Annotated in this window: 17 protein-coding genes; 7 read left to right on the plus strand and 10 right to left on the minus strand. The window is 46.1% G+C overall.

Features of this window, described 5'->3' with window-relative positions:
- Positions 1-29: 29 nt before the first annotated feature.
- Together purU and RH86_RS18975 are read left to right on the plus strand one after the other, a co-directional pair.
- Positions 30-863 carry a formyltetrahydrofolate deformylase gene (gene purU, locus RH86_RS18970; RefSeq protein ID WP_009388036.1) on the plus strand — a complete coding sequence of 278 codons (834 nt, stop codon included), beginning with the start codon at positions 30-32 and terminating at the stop codon, positions 861-863.
- 205 nt (positions 864-1,068) lie between these two features.
- A complete protein-coding gene (locus RH86_RS18975) occupies positions 1,069-1,650 on the plus strand; it encodes a hypothetical protein (protein ID WP_009388037.1) in 582 nt (193 codons plus the stop codon).
- A gap of 71 nt (positions 1,651-1,721) precedes the next feature.
- Here RH86_RS18975 and RH86_RS18980 read toward each other — a convergent pair whose 3' ends face one another.
- Positions 1,722-3,725 carry an NADPH-dependent 2,4-dienoyl-CoA reductase gene (locus RH86_RS18980; protein WP_009388040.1) on the minus strand — a complete coding sequence of 668 codons (2,004 nt, stop codon included), beginning with the start codon at positions 3,723-3,725 and terminating at the stop codon, positions 1,722-1,724.
- Positions 3,726-4,062: 337 nt separating this feature from the next.
- Between RH86_RS18980 and sppA the strand changes: the two genes are divergently transcribed.
- The 3 genes from sppA to RH86_RS18995 all read left to right on the plus strand — a co-directional run bounded on the left by sppA (position 4,063) and on the right by RH86_RS18995 (position 8,056).
- Complete coding sequence (sppA, locus tag RH86_RS18985; protein WP_009388041.1) at positions 4,063-5,913, plus strand: signal peptide peptidase SppA; 1,851 nt, start codon at positions 4,063-4,065, stop codon at positions 5,911-5,913.
- Between the two features lie 145 nt (positions 5,914-6,058).
- Positions 6,059-7,075 (plus strand): asparaginase, encoded by a 1,017-nt coding sequence (ansA, locus tag RH86_RS18990; protein WP_005595923.1) that lies wholly within the window; start codon positions 6,059-6,061, stop codon positions 7,073-7,075.
- Between the two features lie 150 nt (positions 7,076-7,225).
- A complete protein-coding gene (locus RH86_RS18995; protein ID WP_038219964.1) occupies positions 7,226-8,056 on the plus strand; it encodes a CPBP family intramembrane glutamic endopeptidase in 831 nt (276 codons plus the stop codon).
- Positions 8,057-8,107: 51 nt separating this feature from the next.
- On the opposite strand, the gene RH86_RS19000 is transcribed toward RH86_RS18995, so the two are convergent.
- The 6 genes from RH86_RS19000 to RH86_RS19025 all read right to left on the minus strand — a co-directional run bounded on the left by RH86_RS19000 (position 8,108) and on the right by RH86_RS19025 (position 14,010).
- Entirely contained in the window at positions 8,108-8,986 is an 879-nt protein-coding gene (locus RH86_RS19000) for a DMT family transporter (protein ID WP_009388046.1), read from the minus strand.
- 151 nt (positions 8,987-9,137) lie between these two features.
- Positions 9,138-9,692: a sugar O-acetyltransferase gene (locus RH86_RS19005; RefSeq protein WP_009388048.1), complete on the minus strand. Its 555-nt coding sequence runs from the start codon at positions 9,690-9,692 to the stop codon at positions 9,138-9,140.
- Between the two features lie 227 nt (positions 9,693-9,919).
- Entirely contained in the window at positions 9,920-11,227 is a 1,308-nt protein-coding gene (gene serS / locus RH86_RS19010; RefSeq protein WP_005595918.1) for a serine--tRNA ligase, read from the minus strand.
- Between the two features lie 91 nt (positions 11,228-11,318).
- On the minus strand, positions 11,319-12,668 hold the full coding sequence (locus RH86_RS19015) for a replication-associated recombination protein A (protein WP_009388050.1): 1,350 nt from the start codon (positions 12,666-12,668) through the stop codon (positions 11,319-11,321).
- 3 nt (positions 12,669-12,671) lie between these two features.
- Positions 12,672-13,268: an outer membrane lipoprotein chaperone LolA gene (lolA, locus tag RH86_RS20340; RefSeq protein WP_009388051.1), complete on the minus strand. Its 597-nt coding sequence runs from the start codon at positions 13,266-13,268 to the stop codon at positions 12,672-12,674.
- Between the two features lie 127 nt (positions 13,269-13,395).
- Entirely contained in the window at positions 13,396-14,010 is a 615-nt protein-coding gene (locus RH86_RS19025) for a YecA family protein (protein WP_005595909.1), read from the minus strand.
- A gap of 203 nt (positions 14,011-14,213) precedes the next feature.
- Here RH86_RS19025 and RH86_RS19030 point away from each other — a divergent pair, with 203 nt between their 5' ends.
- Positions 14,214-14,774 (plus strand): type II secretion system protein, encoded by a 561-nt coding sequence (locus RH86_RS19030; RefSeq protein ID WP_009388053.1) that lies wholly within the window; start codon positions 14,214-14,216, stop codon positions 14,772-14,774.
- A gap of 57 nt (positions 14,775-14,831) precedes the next feature.
- The gene (dusC, locus tag RH86_RS19035) at positions 14,832-15,782 is read left to right on the plus strand and encodes a tRNA dihydrouridine(16) synthase DusC (RefSeq protein ID WP_009388055.1); all 951 of its coding nucleotides are present in this window, start codon (positions 14,832-14,834) and stop codon (positions 15,780-15,782) included.
- 125 nt (positions 15,783-15,907) lie between these two features.
- On the opposite strand, the gene RH86_RS19040 is transcribed toward dusC, so the two are convergent.
- The 3 genes from RH86_RS19040 to RH86_RS19050 form a co-directional block, all read right to left on the minus strand.
- The gene (locus RH86_RS19040; protein WP_005595903.1) at positions 15,908-16,702 is read right to left on the minus strand and encodes an ABC transporter ATP-binding protein; all 795 of its coding nucleotides are present in this window, start codon (positions 16,700-16,702) and stop codon (positions 15,908-15,910) included.
- Positions 16,699-17,634, minus strand: coding sequence for an ABC transporter permease (locus RH86_RS19045; protein WP_009388057.1), 936 nt, complete (start codon positions 17,632-17,634; stop codon positions 16,699-16,701). Before RH86_RS19045 ends, RH86_RS19040 begins: the two co-directional genes overlap by 4 nt.
- A gap of 101 nt (positions 17,635-17,735) precedes the next feature.
- Positions 17,736-18,701 carry an ABC transporter substrate-binding protein gene (locus RH86_RS19050; protein WP_009388062.1) on the minus strand — a complete coding sequence of 322 codons (966 nt, stop codon included), beginning with the start codon at positions 18,699-18,701 and terminating at the stop codon, positions 17,736-17,738.
- Positions 18,702-18,889: the final 188 nt, after the last annotated feature.

The following is an 18,889-nucleotide window of genomic DNA, read 5'->3' on the forward strand; positions in this document are numbered from 1 at the left end:
AAAAAATAAATCACGGAAGTAATTACAAAATGGAAAAGAAAACACTGCTAACTCACTGTAGTGATGCCCCTGGACTGATTTCGAAGATCACCAACATCTGTTACAAGCATCAGTTGAACATCATCCACAACAGCGAATATGTGGACAATCCAAGCGGTCACTTTTTTATGCGTACCGAGTTGGAAGGCTATTTTAATGATCAAACCTTCCTTGCCGATCTTGACCAAGCCCTGCCGACCGGAGCTAAACGTAAGTTAATGGACGCGAGCCGTAAACGTGTCGTGATCTTAGTCACCAAAGAAGCCCACTGTTTGGGTGACATTTTAATTAAGAATTACGATGGCAGTTTAGACATTGATATTGCCGCCGTTGTTGGTAACTACGACACCCTGCAGGGCCTGACGGAAAAGTTCGACATTCCTTACCACTGTGTCAGCCACGAAGGCCTCTCGCGTGAAGAGCATGAGCAAGCGATGCTGAAAGTGATTGAGCAGTATGAAGCCGACTACCTAGTACTGGCTAAATACATGCGCGTGTTAACGCCGAGTTTTGTCGACAAGTTCCACCACAAAATCATCAATATCCACCACAGTTTCTTACCGGCATTTATTGGCGCAAAACCATACCAACAAGCGTTTGAACGTGGCGTAAAAATCATTGGTGCAACGGCACACTTCGTGACTAACGATTTGGATGAGGGGCCAATCATCAAACAAGATGTTATCCCTGTCGATCATACGTTCAGTGCTCGTGACATGGCGCAAGCGGGCCGAGATGTAGAGAAAAGCGTATTGAGTAAGGCATTAAATAAAGTGGTTAACGACCATGTGTTTGTCTATGGCAATAAAACCGTCATCTTATAATCGCCTTCATATGTGAATTTCAGCTGAACAGATTTCAACCGATGTTCAGCTGATATTTCCACCGTCAGAGAAAAACCCTTTTTAAATCAGTGAAACGTTTGCGTTCTCAGCATATCATGATGCTGTGTTGATACTTTTGCCACGAGCAATCGTTCAACATAGTAAAAATAACATACTGAAAATTATATTAATAACGAGTCACAAGATGAAAAAAGCATTCCTTATCGCTGCGGTTTCAGCGGCACTGTCATTCCCTACAGCATTGTTTGCTGCCGAGCCAGTTGAGTTTCAACAAATCCCCCAGATCATGAGTCAGTTTGAGACGGCACCACTGTACGTTAAAAAAGCACCCACCCTTGGTCGTCTGCCAAAACAACAAGAACTCGGCCAAGACTTTCCAACTTATGTCGCTGATGGTAAGGGTGGTTATACACTTGAAACCAATAACGTCATGACCAAAGATGTCATTGTCGCTAGCATGCACACCCCTATCGTGGGCGATGTTTATAACCAATGGTTAATCCCAACCAATGTATGGGTTGAAACTTACGGTAGCCTACCAACCTCGACTGAATTCCAGTCATTTAAGCGTATTACCACCATCAAGGCGATTAAGATTGATGAGCAGATGCTCGATCTTCTTGGCAGCACCGATGGTGAAACGGCTGTCATCAAGGTCAGTTGGGATGATAAAGGCATGAAGGTCTACAAAGATGGCTACCTAGCCGACTACGAATATGGCATTGCGCCAAAAGAGATGCACGAAAACTACGAGTTGGCGAAATAATCCGCCAATAAAAACAACAATCCCTCCAAGCGGAGGGATTGCAAGCAACTAGGATCAAATCAAACTCTGAATTACAGCTTCAAGCCTAATTCGACTCCCTGACGAATAGCACGAACAGCGTCTAACTCACCGGCATGATCAGCGCCACCAATCACATGCAGTTTTTCACCAAATTCAGGCCACTGAGACTCGAAAGGACGTACCGATTCTTGTCCGGCGCAAATCACCACTTTATCCGCCGGAATCAACTGGGCTTCGCCATCTTGTTCTATATGTAAACCCGACTCATCAATCGCCTGATAACGCACACTGCCAAGCAGATGCACTCCTCGCTTTTCAAGCGTTCGCTTATGAATCCAACCGGTGGTTTTACCCGGACCTTTGCCAACTCTGCCTTTGCGGCGCTGTAGTACCCACACTTCTGTATCACTCGAAGTGTCTGGGAATGGATAGAGACCGCCAGGATGAGCAATTTCTTTATCAATCCCCCAATCATGCAACCAGTCATCGAGCTGATTTTCTTGTGGCTCAGTAATCATGGTGGCGATATCAACACCAATCCCTCCGGCACCAACAATCGCGACTTTGCTACCTAAAAAAGTTTTCTCTTTAATCAGCGTTTGATAGTCGATCACCTTGTCTGGATTATCGATACCTTGAATTTCGACATGGCGTGGTTTTACCCCCGATGCAATGACCACTTCATCATATTCTTTGAGTAAGTCAAAGTCGGCTTCGGTTTCCAAATGCAATTTCACGCCCGTTTCATCAATCTGGTTGGCAAAATAACGAATCGTCTCTCTAAACTCTTCTTTACCTGGGATTTGCATCGCTAGGCGAAATTGACCGCCAATCCGATCGCTACGCTCAAACAGATCAACTTGATGACCTCGCCTTGCCAAGGTCGTTGCACAAGCAAGCCCCGCAGGCCCCGCGCCCACCACGGCAACGCTCTTCAAACTGGTAGCACTTTCTTCCACTAATTCCGTCTCGCGGCATGCATAAGGGTTCACCAAGCAACTGGCTCTTTTTCCCTTAAACACATTATCTAAGCACGCTTGGTTACAGCCAATACAGGTATTAATCAAGTGCGCTTGTTGCTTTTCAGCTTTGATAACGAAGTCAGCATCGGCGAGAAATGGCCTTGCCATTGATACCATGTCAGCTTGACCGGAAGCTAAAATACGCTCCGCTTCTTCTGGGGTGTTGATACGATTACAAGTCACAATCGGCACGGAAACATGCGGTCGGACTTTTTCTGTCACCCAAGTAAACGCACCGCGCGGTACTTGGGTGGCAATGGTGGGAATACGCGCTTCATGCCAACCGATGCCAGTATTAATAATAGTGACACCCACTTGCTCCAAGGCCTTAGCCAACTCCACCACTTCATCAAAAGTACTGCCTTGCTCGACCAGATCCAGCATCGACAAACGGAATATAATAATAAATCGCTCGCCGACTGCCTGACGAATCGCCTTAACAATTTCGAGCGGCAAACGCATACGATTTTGGTAACTGCCGCCCCATTGGTCGTAACGATTATTGGTGCGTTGACAGATAAACTGATTGATCAGATAACCTTCTGAACCCATCACTTCAACACCATCATATCCCGCTTGCTGAGCAAGCTTGGCACTGTTAGCAAAAGCATCAATTGTTTTCACTATTTGTCGTTCACTCATTTCACTTGGCGCGAAGCGAGCAATTGGCGCTTTGATTGCCGAGGCACTTTGAGCAAAGGGATGCATTGCGTAACGACCAGCATGAAGCAACTGTAGCGCTATTTTACCGCCATGTAGATGAACCGCTTCCGTAACAATACGATGAGCATCAGCATGTTTTGCTTTACTAAATTCGGCGCTAAATGGATGTAAACGGCCACGTAAATTCGGAGAGAAGCCTCCCGTCACAATAAGACCAACACCACCCTTTGCTCGTTCAGCATAAAAGGCTGCGAGCTTATCGAGACCTTGCTTATCTTCTTCCAATCCGGTGTGCATTGATCCCATCAAAACGCGATTACGTAACTCAGTAAAACCAAGATCGAGTGGTTTGAGCAAATTCGGATACATAACGGAGGCTCTCTTTATTTGTCTGGTCTGACCACAATATGCATAAGCAACACAAAAATCAAACATGCGTTTACATTTTTGAAACATTAGTCAAATTATCGTGGCTGTTCTTCAAATCACGCCCGCAACCTGTGAGTGATTGACTAAATTTATATTTGAAACTGCTTAATCGATCTGGCTTGAATCTATGAGTTTCAGTAGGATGTATTTATAAACTAAGCGTTTTACGACAACCAACCTGTCGTTTAACGAATAAATACCTTGGCCACCCAGATATTTAGTTTACTGGGTTGCAAAAGGAATGCGGGTTACCTGTGTCACACACAGCGGAGAAATAATGAAAACAATCTTTAAGTATATAGGCCTCTTTTTTAAAGGTATTTGGAAACTGATTACCTTTGTTCGTTTGGCCATCGCCAATTTGCTTTTTCTCGTTGTGATTGCGACTCTCTATTTTATTTACTCGAGTGCAGAGTCTCCAGAACCGGTGCAGCAACAACCATCTGCGTTGATCCTGAACCTATCCGGGCCGATTGTTGAGCAATCAACCTACAACAACCCACTCGATTCACTGAGCAGCTCACTTTTTGGCAATGATTTACCACGTGAAAATGTCCTATTCGATATCGTGGAAACCGTGCGTCATGCCAAAAATGACCCGATGATTTCGGGTATCGTGTTATCACTCGGTGATATGCCAGAAACCAATCTAACCAAGTTACGGTACATCGCTAAAGCGTTAAATGAGTTTAAAGCGACCGGCAAACCTATCTACGCTGCCGGTGGTTTTTACAATCAGAGCCAATATTATCTTGCTAGCTATGCTGACAAAATCTACCTTGCGCCTGATGGCGCGGTGATGATTAAAGGCTATAGCGCTTACTCAATGTACTACAAAACCTTGCTTGAGAAGCTCGATATCAATACGCACGTCTTCCGTGTGGGTACATATAAATCGGCCATTGAGCCATTTATTCGTGATGATATGTCGCAAGAGGCCAAAGAATCGGCCTCACTTTGGTTAGGCCAATTGTGGGGCGCTTATGTCGATGATGTCGCAACCAACCGCTCGATTGATGTCGCAACACTCAATCCAACTATGGATGATTTTCTTGCCCAGTTAAAAGACGCCAATGGTGATCTTGCCGCACTGTCGTTAAAAACTGGCTTAGTCGATGAGCTCGCAACGCGCCAACAAGTACGCAAAGCGATGATCGATGCCTTTGGTAGCGATGGGGAAGACAGCTATCACTACGTTGACTACTACCAATACGCAACTACCGTTCAACCTAGCTTTAATGCCAACAGTGATGACATCGCTGTCGTGGTGGCCAGCGGAGCGATTATGGATGGCACTCAACCACGCGGCTCGGTTGGCGGTGACACTGTCGCTTATTTATTGCGCGAAGCGCGTAACGATAGCAAAGTCAAAGCCGTAGTGCTTCGTGTCGATAGCCCAGGCGGTAGCGCTTTTGCTTCTGAAGTGATTCGTAATGAAATTGAAGCACTAAAAGAAGCCGGTAAACCGGTGGTTGTGTCGATGTCTAGCCTAGCGGCTTCTGGTGGCTATTGGATTTCAACCAGCGCTGATCGTATTGTTGCCCAACCCACCACACTTACTGGCTCAATCGGCATCTTCAGCGTGATCACGACCTTCGAAAAAGGATTGAATAATATTGGTGTCTATACCGATGGGGTGGGCACTTCACCATTCTCAGGCATCGGAATTACTACCGGTATTCCAGAAAAAGCGGCCGATGCCTTCCAACTTGGTATCGAGCATGGTTACAGCCGTTTCATCAATTTGGTCAGCCAAAGCCGAAACATTGCCTTAGATAAGATGGACAGCATTGCTGAGGGCCGAGTATGGACAGGTCAAGATGCGTTACGCCTTGGTCTTGTCGATAAGATGGGGGATTTTGATGACGCCGTGGCATTAGCCGCAGAGCTCGCTAAGCTAGATAACTACAACATCTACTGGGTCGAAGAGCCACTTTCGCCAGCACAGCAATTTATGCAAGAGTTTATGAACCAAGTTCAAGTATCACTTGGCCTAGATGTAACTGCACTACTGCCGTCATCATTACAACCTGTCGCTCAACAATTGAACCAAGATGCAAGCTTGCTACAAAGCTTCAATGACCCGAAAGGTCAATACGCATTTTGTTTAAATTGCCAAGTTCAGTAGCGGTACATAATTTGTTCGATTGAACATTTTACTAATAAGTTAAACCACAAAGGGGCACTTGCTGTAGGCAGTGCCCCTTTTTATTGGCTAATATTTCGTTATAATCCTCGGCTCTGTTCCCCCTACACTTCACTGGTCTCGAGCAATGGTAAGAAAACACATTTATATCGCCTACACTGGCGGAACCATTGGTATGCAGAAGTCACATGACCACGGCTACGTGCCGGTTGCAGGCTTTATGGAAAAGCAGCTTGCAAGCATGCCAGAGTTTCATCGCCCGGAGATGCCGGAATTTACCATCCACGAGTACGATCCTCTGATTGATTCGTCAGATATGACGCCAGCTGATTGGCAGCAAATCGCCGATGATATTCGTGACAACTACGATAAGTACGATGGTTTCGTCATTCTGCATGGTACCGACACGATGGCGTATACCGCCTCGGCTCTCTCTTTCATGCTTGAAAACCTCAGCAAACCAGTGATTGTGACCGGCTCGCAAATCCCATTGGCTGAACTGCGTTCAGATGGCCAAGCTAACCTGCTTAATGCCCTACACATCGCGGCGAACTACCCAATCAATGAAGTGACGTTGTTCTTCAATAACAAATTGATGCGTGGTAACCGCAGCACCAAATCGCATGCCGATGGTTTTAATGCCTTTACTTCGCCAAACTTGCCACCACTGCTTGAAGCGGGCATCAATATTCAAATCAGTAACGACATTACGGTCGATGCCCAGCCTGAAGGCGAATTCAAAGTTCATGACATCACCCCACAACCGATTGGCGTGATCACCATGTACCCTGGCATTTCGCACGAAGTGATCCGTAATACACTAATGCAACCGGTTAATGCCATGATTCTGCTGACCTTTGGCGTTGGCAATGCGCCACAAAACCCAGATCTACTGGCGCACCTAAAAGATGCTTCTGAACGTGGTGTGATCGTGGTTAACCTAACACAGTGTCTTGCGGGCAAGGTGAATATGGGCGGCTACGCAACAGGCTGTGCACTCGCTGAAGCTGGTGTTATCAGCGGTTTTGATATGACACCGGAAGCGGCGCTTGCCAAGCTGCATTACCTACTCAGCCAAGGCTTAAGTTACGAACAAGTTAAGCAGCAAATGCAGCAAGTATTGCGCGGTGAGATGAGTCTCTAACCGGCTTTCGTAAACCATAAAAACCGGCCTTATTGCCGGTTTTTTTATGGCAGCAAGCTCACTATTTTTTCTTCAAATAGCGATATCTTGTTGTCGAAATTTCACTTCCCAAGCATGATGATTCATCTAAATACAAATGCGAATCAATTTATGCTTTACGACCTCTCTATTTGGCTCTGGCTGGTGTTGGCTGCTGCAATCATTGCCGCGTTTGCTCAGCAGCATATCGCGACCATTGGTCTGCTTATTAGCGCGTTAATTGCAGCTATTTACTATGATCGCCTCACTCTTATCACCGCGGGTGCCGTAGCAGTGGTGTTTGTCATTGCCTGGCTAATACGCCAACATCCACACCGATACAAACCCTTTGCGGTCTTTTTTTTAGTGGTTTGGAATATCGCTTTATTTCTTCACCAAATTCCTGGGTTTGATAATCTACAAGTGCTTAATAACGCATTATCAGGCCCACAGAGCCAACCATTTTCAATGTATCTAAACCTTGATAAGCCTTTGGCCTTCTTTACTTTACTGCTTGCCTATCCAGCTTTGCTTGGCAATGCACGTACAAGCAATAAGCCGGCGATCATTGCGATTTTATTGGCGCTGTTCTCTTTGTTACCAATAGCCGCAATGCTAGGGGCTCTCAAGTACGAATTTTCAATTCCAACGTGGTGGTGGCTGTTTGCCCTTAATAACTTGCTCCTCACTTGTATTGCAGAAGAAGCTCTCTTTCGAGGTTACATTCAACAACAACTGACTCATAAGCTCGGCGTTTGGGCTGGGCTGATGATTGCAAGCGCCCTATTTGGACTCGCGCACTTTTCGGGCGGCGTATTACTGATGCTTTTTGCCACGTTGGCAGGAATTGGCTACGGTTTAATCTTTCATCTCTCAGGGCGGTTGTGGGCTGCCGTCCTCGCTCATTTTGCCTTTAATTTTTTACACCTGATTGTTTTTACCTACCCAATACTAAAAAGCTAAACGAATAAAGGCATCAATTATGATGCCTTTATGTAATGGTAATAATCTTAGCTAGATCTTTTTGCGCCGGATCGGCAACTTGCCATCGGTGCGATAAAGAATCAAAGAAAACAGAATCAAACCACAACCAATCAACTTGTTTCGAGACAGTTCTTCACCATACCAGATGACACTCAGAAACACTGTCCATACCGGCTCTAAAATCATAATGAGCGCCGCATTGCCTGGGTTAATCTGCTTTTGCGCCATCGTCTGCATGACATAGCGCATCGCGGTCGCCAAAATAGTACTGGCGGCAAACCACCCCCAAATTGATGGTTCAACCGACACAGGCACTGTCTCAAACAACGCACTCGCGGCTAAGCCAATCATTCCAGTAACAAACAACTGAATACAGGTGAGTAGCATGATCGGCAAAGTCTGCGAGTACTTACTATTGATGTTGAAATAAATCGCCAACATGATGGCATTGAGCAAGAACCAAAACTGGCTGGTTGAGCCTTGCCAGCCATCTTTCAGTGATAAAAATGCCAAGCCGATAAAGGCAATCGGTAACGAGAACCAAAAGATGCGCTTCGGTTTTTGTTTAAACAATATCCACGCAACAAACGGCACCATCAACATCGACAAACTGAGGATAAACGCACCTTCACCTAGCGTTTCGCTGATAGAAATCGCATGAATCCAACTCATTAGTGCCATAGCAAGGAGACAGCCCACCATCGCGGCTGAACGCATATCATGCCAACTGGCACGACGCAGCGCTTTATAGCAAAACGGCAACAAACATAACGACGCAACGGTAAACCTTAAACCGACAAAACCAAAAGGCGGCAAGCCTTGAATGGTTTCCTTGGAAAATATCCAACCGAACGCCGACAAGACCGTTGCGGAAATTAAAATTAGGACAGCTTTGCGTTCTGCATTCAAAATGGTTTACTCGTTATTGTGCGAAGACAGCATTCTTCATTTTGGGCGATGATGCCAGTTTGGTACCGCGAAGGCGAGATGAGTGGTTATTCTATTCTCACCGTTTAAGAATGTACTGGATTACTTTTGTTCACTGTATTTAAGCTGAATATTAATCGTGGTCTAAACGACGAATAAGTTTAGCTGGCGTGCCGCCATACAAGCAGTCTGGCTCGACATTTTTATTGACCACAGAATTTGCCGCAATCACCGAACGAGCCCCGATGGTAACCCCTTGGTTGATCACCACGTTGCCCCCGATCCAAACATCATCTTCCACCACGATCGGCAAACAAAAGGTTTCCCATTGGCGACGACTGCGATAATCCAATGAGTGGCTGGCAGTATAAAATTGAGCATTAGGCCCAATTAACACATGGTCTCCAATCGTGATTGAAGCCCCGTCAAGCAACGTGGCATTCATATTAATGAAGGTATGACTGCCAATCGACACGGTCTGACCGAACTCGCAAGAAAATGGCGCGCGAACAATGCTGTTTTCCCCCAACGAGTGGAGCAATGCCGTCAAATGTTGAGTACGTTGAAGATCGTCCGACGCTTGATTAAACTTCGCTAAAGCAGCACATGCCTTATCTCGAACGTGGTTGAGACTTTCATCTGCGCCATCAAATAGCAGACCTTGCGTCATTTTTTCGTATTCAGTCATATCATCGCTCTCCTACTACTTGAGCACACACTTTATTTGACTTGTCATTGTCATTGTCATTTCCCGGCAGAGCATAGTGAAACATGCCGAACTCAGCCATGTTTCACCTCGCAAATTGATAAAAATGACAGTTAATTTACATCACATGATGCGCTTTCAACCGCCCCTGTATAACAGGCACAAAAAAACCGGCTACGAAAGCCGGTTTTTCAATCTACCATCAATGATTAACCGATGTATTCAGCACCGTTCATGTATTTCTGCAGTACTGCTGGGATGCGGATGCGACCATCAGCTTCTTGGTTGTTTTCTAGGATAGCAACCATAGTACGGCCTACCGCTAGGCCAGAACCGTTTAGCGTGTGAACCAATTCAGGTTTCTTCTCGCCTTTACGACGGAAACGCGCTTGCATACGGCGAGCCTGGAAATCCCACATGTTAGAACAAGAAGAGATTTCACGGTAAGTTTCTTGTGCTGGTACCCAAACTTCTAGATCGTAAGTTTTGTGAGAACCGAAGCCCATGTCACCAGTACAAAGTACAACTTTACGGTAAGGAAGTTCTAGCAACTGCAGTACTTTCTCAGCGTGACCAGTCAGCTCTTCTAGCGCAGCCATAGAATCTTCTGGTTTAGTGATTTGTACCAGTTCCACTTTGTCGAATTGGTGCATACGGATAAGACCGCGAGTATCGCGACCGTAAGAGCCTGCTTCTGAACGGAAACAAGGAGTATGCGCTGTCATCTTAAGTGGTAGGTCCGCTTCGTCAGAAATAGTGTCACGCACTAGGTTGGTTACTGGTACTTCCGCTGTTGGGATGAGTGACAATTTACGTGGCTCTTCGTCATTCACTTTTTCAGTTAGCGGCTCTGTATGGAATAGGTCTTTACCAAATTTTGGTAGCTGACCAGTACCGAACAAGCTGTCTGAGTTCACAAGGTAAGGCACGTACATTTCAGTGTAGCCATGCTCTTCAGTGTGAAGGTCTAGCATGAACTGAGCAATCGCACGGTGTAGACGTGCAAACTGACCTTTCATTACGATGAAGCGAGCACCGGTGATTTTCACCGCGCTTGCGAAATCAAGACCATCAGCCATTTCGCCCAAATCAACGTGATCTTTCAGATCGAAGTCGTAAGCTTTTGGCTCACCCCAACGAGAAATTTCAACGTTATCATTTTCGTCTTTACCATCTGGCACTTCATCAGAAGGGATGTTTGGTAGAGATAGCGTAATTTCGTCTAGTTGTGCCATTACTGCATCAAGTTCAACTTTTTTCGCTTCAAGATCGCTACCAAGAGTTCCAATTTGCTTTTTAATCTCTTCAGCACCCTCTTTATCGCCAGCTGCCATTTTTTGGCCAATTTGCTTGGAGATCGAGTTACGCGTGGATTGTAAATTTTCAACTTCGACTTGAATCGACTTGCGTTGTTCTTCAAGGGTACGGATTGTCTCTACGTCTAGCTTAAAGCCACGGCGCGCCAGTTTAGCAGCTGTATCATCCAGCTCTGTACGAAGTAATTTAGAATCCAGCATTGTTAATCCTATGCTTTGAGTTGTGAAAACACGCGTACGTTCCACACACACGCGTTATATAATTTAACCGAATAAATGTATCCAAAAACGGCTACTTTTCATAGCGCTTTTGTGGGCTATTTGCGTCTAAATTCGCCAAGTAATCTAACTTTTCGCCGATTTTGCTTTCTAAACCGCGATTACTCGGTTGATAGTAACGTCTGCCTAACATTTCTGGCGGCAAATACTGCTCGCCAGCGGCATAAGCTCCTGGCTCATCATGGGCGTAACGATACTCCGCGCCATAGCCAAGATCTTTCATTAAATTGGTCGGTGCATTGCGTAAATGATGCGGCACTTCATACTCAGGTAAGTTGTGTGCATCCGTCAGAGCTTGTGCCCAAGCCGTATACACCGCATTACTTTTCGGTGCACACGCTAAGTAAACAACCGCTTGAGCGATCGCTCGATTTCCCTCTGCGGGACCAAGTCGAGTAAAACAATCCCAAGCTGAAATGGCCACTTGCATCGCTCGTGGGTCAGCATTACCTACATCTTCTGAAGCAATCGCCAATAAACGGCGAGCGATATACAGCGGATCGCACCCTGCACTGATCATTCTTGCCGACCAATATAAAGCCGCATCAGGATTAGAGCCTCGAATCGATTTGTGTACCGCAGAGATAAGATCGTACCAAATATCACCTTTGTTATCGAAGCGTGAGACTTTTTCACCCGCCACTTCCGCTAGCAACGGTAAGGTAATCTGCTTTTCACCTTGCTCATTTTCCTGCGCCATATCGTAGAGCAACTCAAGATAGTTAAGCGACATGCGCGCATCACCATTGACCAGCTCTGCTAAACGATCGAGAACATTATCAACAAACGAGGCTGGCACATCGCCTAAACCGCGTTCTTTATCGCCAATCGCTTGCTGCAGCGCCAATTTAATATCGGCAGTAGCCAATGAGGTCAGCTTGTAGACTCGTGCACGAGAAAGCAATGCGTTGTTAAGCTCAAACGATGGGTTTTCTGTGGTGGCGCCAATAAACGTCACTGTGCCATCTTCGATATGTGGCAGAAAAGCATCTTGTTGAGATTTATTGAAGCGATGCACCTCATCCACAAACAAGATGGTACGGCGACCGGCAAGTTTATTCTCACGCGCACGCTCAATTGCCGCTCGGATCTCTTTCACACCGGAAGTGACCGCAGATACACGCTCAACTTCGGCATTGGCATAATTTGCCGCCACTTCAGCCAAGGTTGTCTTGCCAGTACCAGGTGGTCCCCATAAGATCATTGAATGGATATGGCCCGCCTCTAGCGCTCGGCGCAGCGGCTTACCCACCCCCAAAATATGTTGCTGACCAATATATTGATCCAACGTTTGTGGGCGCATTCGTGCTGCAAGGGGACGAAAATCTTCGTCCCCTGAAAAATCAAATAAGTAATTACTCAACGATTAGTTCCTTTGGTCGTCCACCTCTACACCTTGCGGAATAGTAAAGGTAAAGCGATCCGCCTTAGGCTTGTTCAGATCAATATTAGTAAAGCTAAAATTGCTTGTTTGGCCATCTTGCTCAATCACTTGGAAACCTTTAACCGCCCCTTTGGTGTCAATTTCCAGTTTAAACTGACCTTGATTGCTATCTAATGCGGTTGGTGTAAGCGTGAACATGTCGCCTTGCTGGCTAACGTGGTAGTTATCCCAATCGCTGGCACGATTACGAGTTAGCAATACAAATGGTGTTTGCTGTGTCGCTTGCTCCTGCCAATAAATGCTCACTTGCTCAATAAATGGGCTGTAATACCACAAGGTTTTACCATCAGAAACCAGCACATTTTCATCCGGTAACGTCGTGGTCCAACGGAATAGACTTGGGCGTGCAATTTCTACATCACCTTGCCCTTCCATCACCACTTCCCCTTCAGGACTAACTACCTGTTGCGAGAAGTCCGCACTAAATCCCTCTGTTTTTTGTAGACGGTCACTCAGCTCTTGTTGCGGAGTTGCCCATACCGAGAAACTAGTCAAAAGCAGTAGTAATGTTTTTTTCATGGTTTCATTCCTGAAATTTGTTCAACTGATGGTTATCGCCCCAACCGACACCGCTAAGACGTCGAATAAGACTGTGTTAGCGTGTCAGCAATTGAGTTATGACCGAAGAAAATCCACTTTGTTGCGACTATTTCCCGCAGCACTGCTTAAATTTTTTGCCGCTGCCACAGTTGCAAGGATCATTGCGGCCAATCTCTTTGTATGGATTGACACTTTGGCCTTTGGCACCCACTAACGACTCATCTGCCGCTAGTGCCACTTCATTGATCATTAAATCCAGTTGGTCGATGAAGTCCGCCAACGCCGGTGGTGTCTCAATACCCGCTTCTTTCATCTGCGCTTGGGTTTGTTCTTGATCAATTGCCAGCATAAAGGTGGTAAGTAGCGCTTGCAGCATGCGCATCGTGCCATCACTAATATTGGTCTCAAGCCATTGAGTTTCAATGGTTGGCCATAGCGTCATAAAGCCTTGAGCAAACTCAGCCAACTGCGCTTGCTGTTCTTCACCTTGAGTTAAATCGAGTAATGAATATTCGTTGCACTTCAAGAAACTGTATTGGTGGTTAATCTGGCCGACGATCACCTTGTTAAGCTCATCACTGCTCTCACCAAACACATCGGCTAACCAAGTTTCTGGTTGTAATGCTTTGGTGGCCATGTTGGCGGCAAGTACTACGCCTTCAACAAACATAGACGATTCTTGATGAGTGGTTTGGGCTAATGAGGCTAGTTGATATTTCATTACATTATTCATTCTAAAATTCGTAGCTGGTGATTATACCTTGCCGACGTTCTTCGGTCACTGATTAGCAAGCCTAGCAAACGTAAATGAACCTCAGCTGAATTGAATAAATTTTACACAAGATTGACTTTTATTTTGTCCAAAATTAGCGCATTATCCGCCCGAAACAAATATTTACATTTATATCTTGCTGCGAAAATACTATGAATAAGAATAATCAATCCGGCTTTACGCTCATCGAGCTGGTGGTGGTCATCGTGATCCTTGCGATCCTTGCGGTGGTCGCATTTCCTCGTTTTGTCAGCTATCAAAGAGATGCTCATCTTGCTCGTGCCGATGCGGCATTTGCAAGCTTTGAAAATGCCGTGCAAATGTACCACTCAAAATGGTTAACCGAAGGCGAAACAAGTAATGTTGTCGACTATGGTGAAGGCGATATCTACCCTTCATCCACAGGCTTTCCTATTTCTATTGGTCATGCTCCAATCCCATCTGGTAGCTCTAGTTCGAATGCCATCCGTGGTGAGGATTGTGTCAACCTATGGCATGCCTTAACCAATAACGATTTAACCATAAGAGCTCAACATGAAGGCTCAGGAGTTGTATTACCTTCCTCTACGGATATTGTTAGTTGGTATACTGGTGCAGATGAATGTTACTACTACTACACACCAAGCTTTTCAATCGATGAAAAATTACCGATTCTCTATTACGAACCACTGACTGGAAAACTAAATCAAACAACCGAGCGCCCTTCCTTTTAGTGACATTTAGTAAGTGAACCTCTAAAATCACGCCTCCCTAACTGGAGGCGTTTTTGTATGCGAGTTGTTTTGGGCCCTATGGAGGGCGTTTTAGATCACCTAATGCGTGAGATTTTAACAGACATCAATGACTACGATCTGTGTGTCACTGAGTTTGTGCGCGTGGTCGATCAGCGCTTACCCGAACACGTCTTTAAGCGTCTTTGTCCTGAATTAGATCAAGGCTCACAAACCAAATCGGGTGTGCCCGTTCATATTCAATTGCTTGGACAAGATCCACACTGGATGGCCGAAAACGCGGTAGTGGCGGCTGAACTTGGCGCTCGTGGTATTGACCTTAACTTCGGTTGCCCAGCCAAGCTGGTCAACAAAAGTAAAGGCGGAGCGGCGCTACTACAGCACCCAGAGCTAATTCATAGCGTCGTTAAAGCCTGTCGCGATGCGGTTGATCAGTCTATTCCTGTCACAGCAAAAATCCGTTTAGGTTGGGAAAACCCAGATGATTGCTTTGAGATTGTCAGTGCGATTGAATCAGCGGGAGCGAATGAGCTTACCGTGCATGCTCGTACCAAATCAGGTGGTTATAAAGCCAGCGAAATTAAGTGGGATTACATTAACCAAATTCGCCAACGTAGCTCTATTCCACTGATTGCCAACGGTGAAATTTGGGATTACCAAGCGGGACAAGCGTGCATTGAAACCACCGGGGTCGACTCCCTGATGGTGTGCCGTGGCGCTTTTAACGTGCCAAACCTAGGTAACGTAGTCAAACACAACGCGACTATCATGCCATGGTCAGAAGTGGTCGAATTGATGTTGGTATACTCGCAGTATGAAATGAAAGGCGATAAAGGGTTGTACTACCCAAATCGCATCAAGCAGTGGTTCGCTTACTTACGTAATCAATACCCTGAAGCGGCAGACTTATTCCGTGAAATTCGCACCTTCAACAAAGCTGAGCCGATTGTTGAACGCATCAAGCACTACCGAGACAGTCTACAGGCATAAGTTATTGAGATCGCCATAGCGAATCAATGCCTAACAATAAAAAGAAACCCATCATCGCGCCCGCTATGATGGGTTTTTTCATGGTTCTAACTCAATGTTCTAACCAAATTGATGACTCTATTTGCTTAGCTTAATAGTAAGCTATCATCAGCCAACTCTTCACCGCGCACTTTGGAGAACATCTCCAGTAAATCTGGTACTGCCATGTTCGCGCGCTCTTCACCTGTCACATCCAACACAATTTCACCCTGATGCAGCATCACCGTGCGATCACCACAGGCGAGTGCATCTTTCATTGAGTGCGTGACCATCATTACGGTGAGATTAAATTCACTGATAATACGTCGCGTCAGATCCAGCACAAAAGCGGCCATACGAGGGTCTAGTGCTGCGGTATGCTCGTCAAGTAACAACAGTTTACTCTCTGATAACGTTGCCATCACCAAGCTCACCGCTTGACGCTGCCCCCCAGAAAGTAAACCAATATTGTCACCAAGGCGATCTTCCAAGCCAAGGCCAAGAATACTGATTCGTTCTTGGAACAATTTACGGCGATTGGTTGAAAGTGAATGACTCCAACCACGACGTTTTCCACGCATGTAAGCCAGCGCCATATTCTCTTCAATCGTCAGATCGCCACAGGTACCAGCGAGAGGATCTTGAAACACGCGCGCACATTGATTGGCACGTTGAGCGACGGTTTGGCGGGTAACGTTAAGCTCATCAATCAACACCCGTCCTCCAACAATTGGAGTTTCTCCGGTCACAGCGCCAAGCAGAGTCGACTTACCTGCTCCATTCGAGCCGATCACCGTCAGAAACTGATGCTCTGGCACTTCCAAATTAATCCCTTTCAACGCTCTGTTTTCGAGAACGGTACCCGGATTAAAAGTGACTTGAATATCTTCTAGTCGAATCATACTACTTCTCCTGATCCTTTGGTTTCTGTCGTCGCCACACTGGACGAGCTACGCTTTTTTGCTCGCATATTACTCCTCACTTTTGGAGCAATCAGCGCCAGCGCGACCAAAACCGCCGTGACAAGATTCAGATCCGAGGCTTGAAGGCCAAACATGCCAGAGCTCAACGCAAACGCAACCGCGAGTCGATAAAGTACCGAACCGACAATCACCGCGACCACTGCAATCCAAATTTTACGGCCTGGGATCAGGGTTTGCCCTAGGATGACCGCAGCGAGACCCACCACAATCGTACCGACACCCGAAGTTACATCAGCAAAACTATTGGTTTGAGCAAATAGCGCACCAGCAAAGCCAACAAAACCGTTGGAAAGTGCTAGGCCAAAGTAGGTATAGAAAGACGTACTACCGCCTTGAGCGGAAACCATGCGCGCGTTAACACCAGTCGCACGAAGACCAAGGCCAAAATCACTATTTAGCAGACGCACGACAAACCAGGCAGAAATGAGTACCAACACACCGACCACTAATGGACGTATGTAAACCGGATCAGCCAGTGCTTCAAACGGGGTTAAAATAGTTTCTTGCCCAAGTAGTGGTGTATTCGGCCCCCCCATGATGCGAATGTTAATTGAGAACGCCGCGATCATCGTCAAAATTGAAGCTAAAAGATGCAAAATACCACAGCGAACCGCTAAAAAAGCCGTCACCCAACCCGTCATTGCGCCAGCAATCACTGCCATACCTGTGGCAAGCCAAGGGTTGATTCCAGCAACAATCGCAGTGGCCGCAACGGCTGCGCCCATCGGAAAGCTACCATCAACACTCAGGTCAGGAAAATCAAGTACGCGAAAAGTTAGGTAAACGCCTAGCGCTACCAAGCCATAAACCAGGCCAATTTCAAGCGCACCGAAAAATGCAAAAGCAGACATACGAACTCCCTTCTCTGCTTAATACCAATCTAAACGATGATTAAAATCACCCTCGATTGGCAAAATGGGCAACACGAGTATTGCCCCATCATTGCGATGCTTTACTTAACGCTGGTTGCGCGCTCTAAAACAGACTGAGGAATCTCGATACCAAGATCTTGCGCGACTTGAGTGTTAACCACCAAATCCGACCCTTTAGCAACTTTAACATCTAAAGTCCCCGGCGCTTTACCTTCGAGAATATCCGCTACATAAGCGGCCGTTTGTACACCAACTTGGTAATAATCAAAGCCAAGTGCAGCGATAGCGCCCTTTTCAACATAAGACGTAGCACCACCTAACACGGGTGTTTTTGATTGGTTTGCAGCGACAATCATGCCTTCAAATGCACTCGCAACAGTATTGTCAGTGGCGGCGTAAATAACATCAGATTTAGCGGCAATCACTTGCGTTGCTGATTGTACATCTGCGCTCTTCAACGCTGTCGCTTCAACAATTTCAAGACCATGTTGTTGAGCGCTTTCTTTAAGTAGATTAACCAAGGCTACGGCGTTTGCTTCACCTGGGTTGTACACTACACCAATCGTCTTAACATCAGGCAGTAATTCTTTAATCAGTTCTACGTGCTGGGCTACTGGAGACAGGTCCGACAGACCGGTGACATTTTTACCCGGCTGCTCAAGTTGATTAACCAATTTAGCACCAACAGGATCAGTCACAGCAGTAAAGACAACCGGAATATCACGCGTGGCGGCAACCAAAGCCTGTGCTGTAGGTGTTGCAATGCCGACTAACACATCAGGTCTTTCACCGACAAATTGACGGGCGATTTGCACTGCAATAGCTGGATTACCTTGCGCGGTTTTATAATCAAATTCGAGGTTTTTTCCTTGCTCATAGCCGCGTGCTTTAAGGCCATCAATCAGACCTTCACGAGTCGCATCTAGTGCTGGGTGCTCAACGATTTGTGAAACAGCAACCGTGGCGGTTTTCGCCAAGATGCCTTGAGAAGAGAGTAATGCCGCACTCGCAAGAACGGCGGTTGCGATGACTTTGCCTGCTTTCATCTTAACTCCTTGATTTAAGCAATGGTTTGGATGTTGTGTGTGCCTATCATACTGGCTAATATTTTTTGTTATATCTGCACACTTTTTGTGCGCATCACTAATTATTACCAATTAGTAAAACAAATTGGAAGCAAGTTTTAACATCCAAACAACAAAAAGAGGGGTGAATGTTTATATTTATCCTCTCT

Source organism: Vibrio sp. N418, assembly GCF_000222565.1.
Classification (GTDB): domain Bacteria; phylum Pseudomonadota; class Gammaproteobacteria; order Enterobacterales; family Vibrionaceae; genus Vibrio; species Vibrio scophthalmi.

Excerpts from the sequence above, each read along its gene's own strand:
- purU (WP_009388036.1), top strand. The coding sequence starts at position 30 with ATGGAAAAGAAAACACTGCTAACTCACTGTAGTGATGCCCCTGGACTG.
- RH86_RS18975 (WP_009388037.1), top strand. The coding sequence starts at position 1,069 with ATGAAAAAAGCATTCCTTATCGCTGCGGTTTCAGCGGCACTGTCATTC.
- RH86_RS18980 (WP_009388040.1), bottom strand. The coding sequence starts at position 3,725 with ATGTATCCGAATTTGCTCAAACCACTCGATCTTGGTTTTACTGAGTTA.
- sppA (WP_009388041.1), top strand. The coding sequence starts at position 4,063 with ATGAAAACAATCTTTAAGTATATAGGCCTCTTTTTTAAAGGTATTTGG.
- ansA (WP_005595923.1), top strand. The coding sequence starts at position 6,059 with ATGGTAAGAAAACACATTTATATCGCCTACACTGGCGGAACCATTGGT.
- RH86_RS18995 (WP_038219964.1), top strand. The coding sequence starts at position 7,226 with ATGCTTTACGACCTCTCTATTTGGCTCTGGCTGGTGTTGGCTGCTGCA.
- RH86_RS19005 (WP_009388048.1), bottom strand. The coding sequence starts at position 9,692 with ATGACTGAATACGAAAAAATGACGCAAGGTCTGCTATTTGATGGCGCA.
- serS (WP_005595918.1), bottom strand. The coding sequence starts at position 11,227 with ATGCTGGATTCTAAATTACTTCGTACAGAGCTGGATGATACAGCTGCT.
- lolA (WP_009388051.1), bottom strand. The coding sequence starts at position 13,268 with ATGAAAAAAACATTACTACTGCTTTTGACTAGTTTCTCGGTATGGGCA.
- RH86_RS19025 (WP_005595909.1), bottom strand. The coding sequence starts at position 14,010 with ATGAAATATCAACTAGCCTCATTAGCCCAAACCACTCATCAAGAATCG.
- RH86_RS19030 (WP_009388053.1), top strand. The coding sequence starts at position 14,214 with ATGAATAAGAATAATCAATCCGGCTTTACGCTCATCGAGCTGGTGGTG.
- dusC (WP_009388055.1), top strand. The coding sequence starts at position 14,832 with ATGCGAGTTGTTTTGGGCCCTATGGAGGGCGTTTTAGATCACCTAATG.
- RH86_RS19040 (WP_005595903.1), bottom strand. The coding sequence starts at position 16,702 with ATGATTCGACTAGAAGATATTCAAGTCACTTTTAATCCGGGTACCGTT.
- RH86_RS19045 (WP_009388057.1), bottom strand. The coding sequence starts at position 17,634 with ATGTCTGCTTTTGCATTTTTCGGTGCGCTTGAAATTGGCCTGGTTTAT.
- RH86_RS19050 (WP_009388062.1), bottom strand. The coding sequence starts at position 18,701 with ATGAAAGCAGGCAAAGTCATCGCAACCGCCGTTCTTGCGAGTGCGGCA.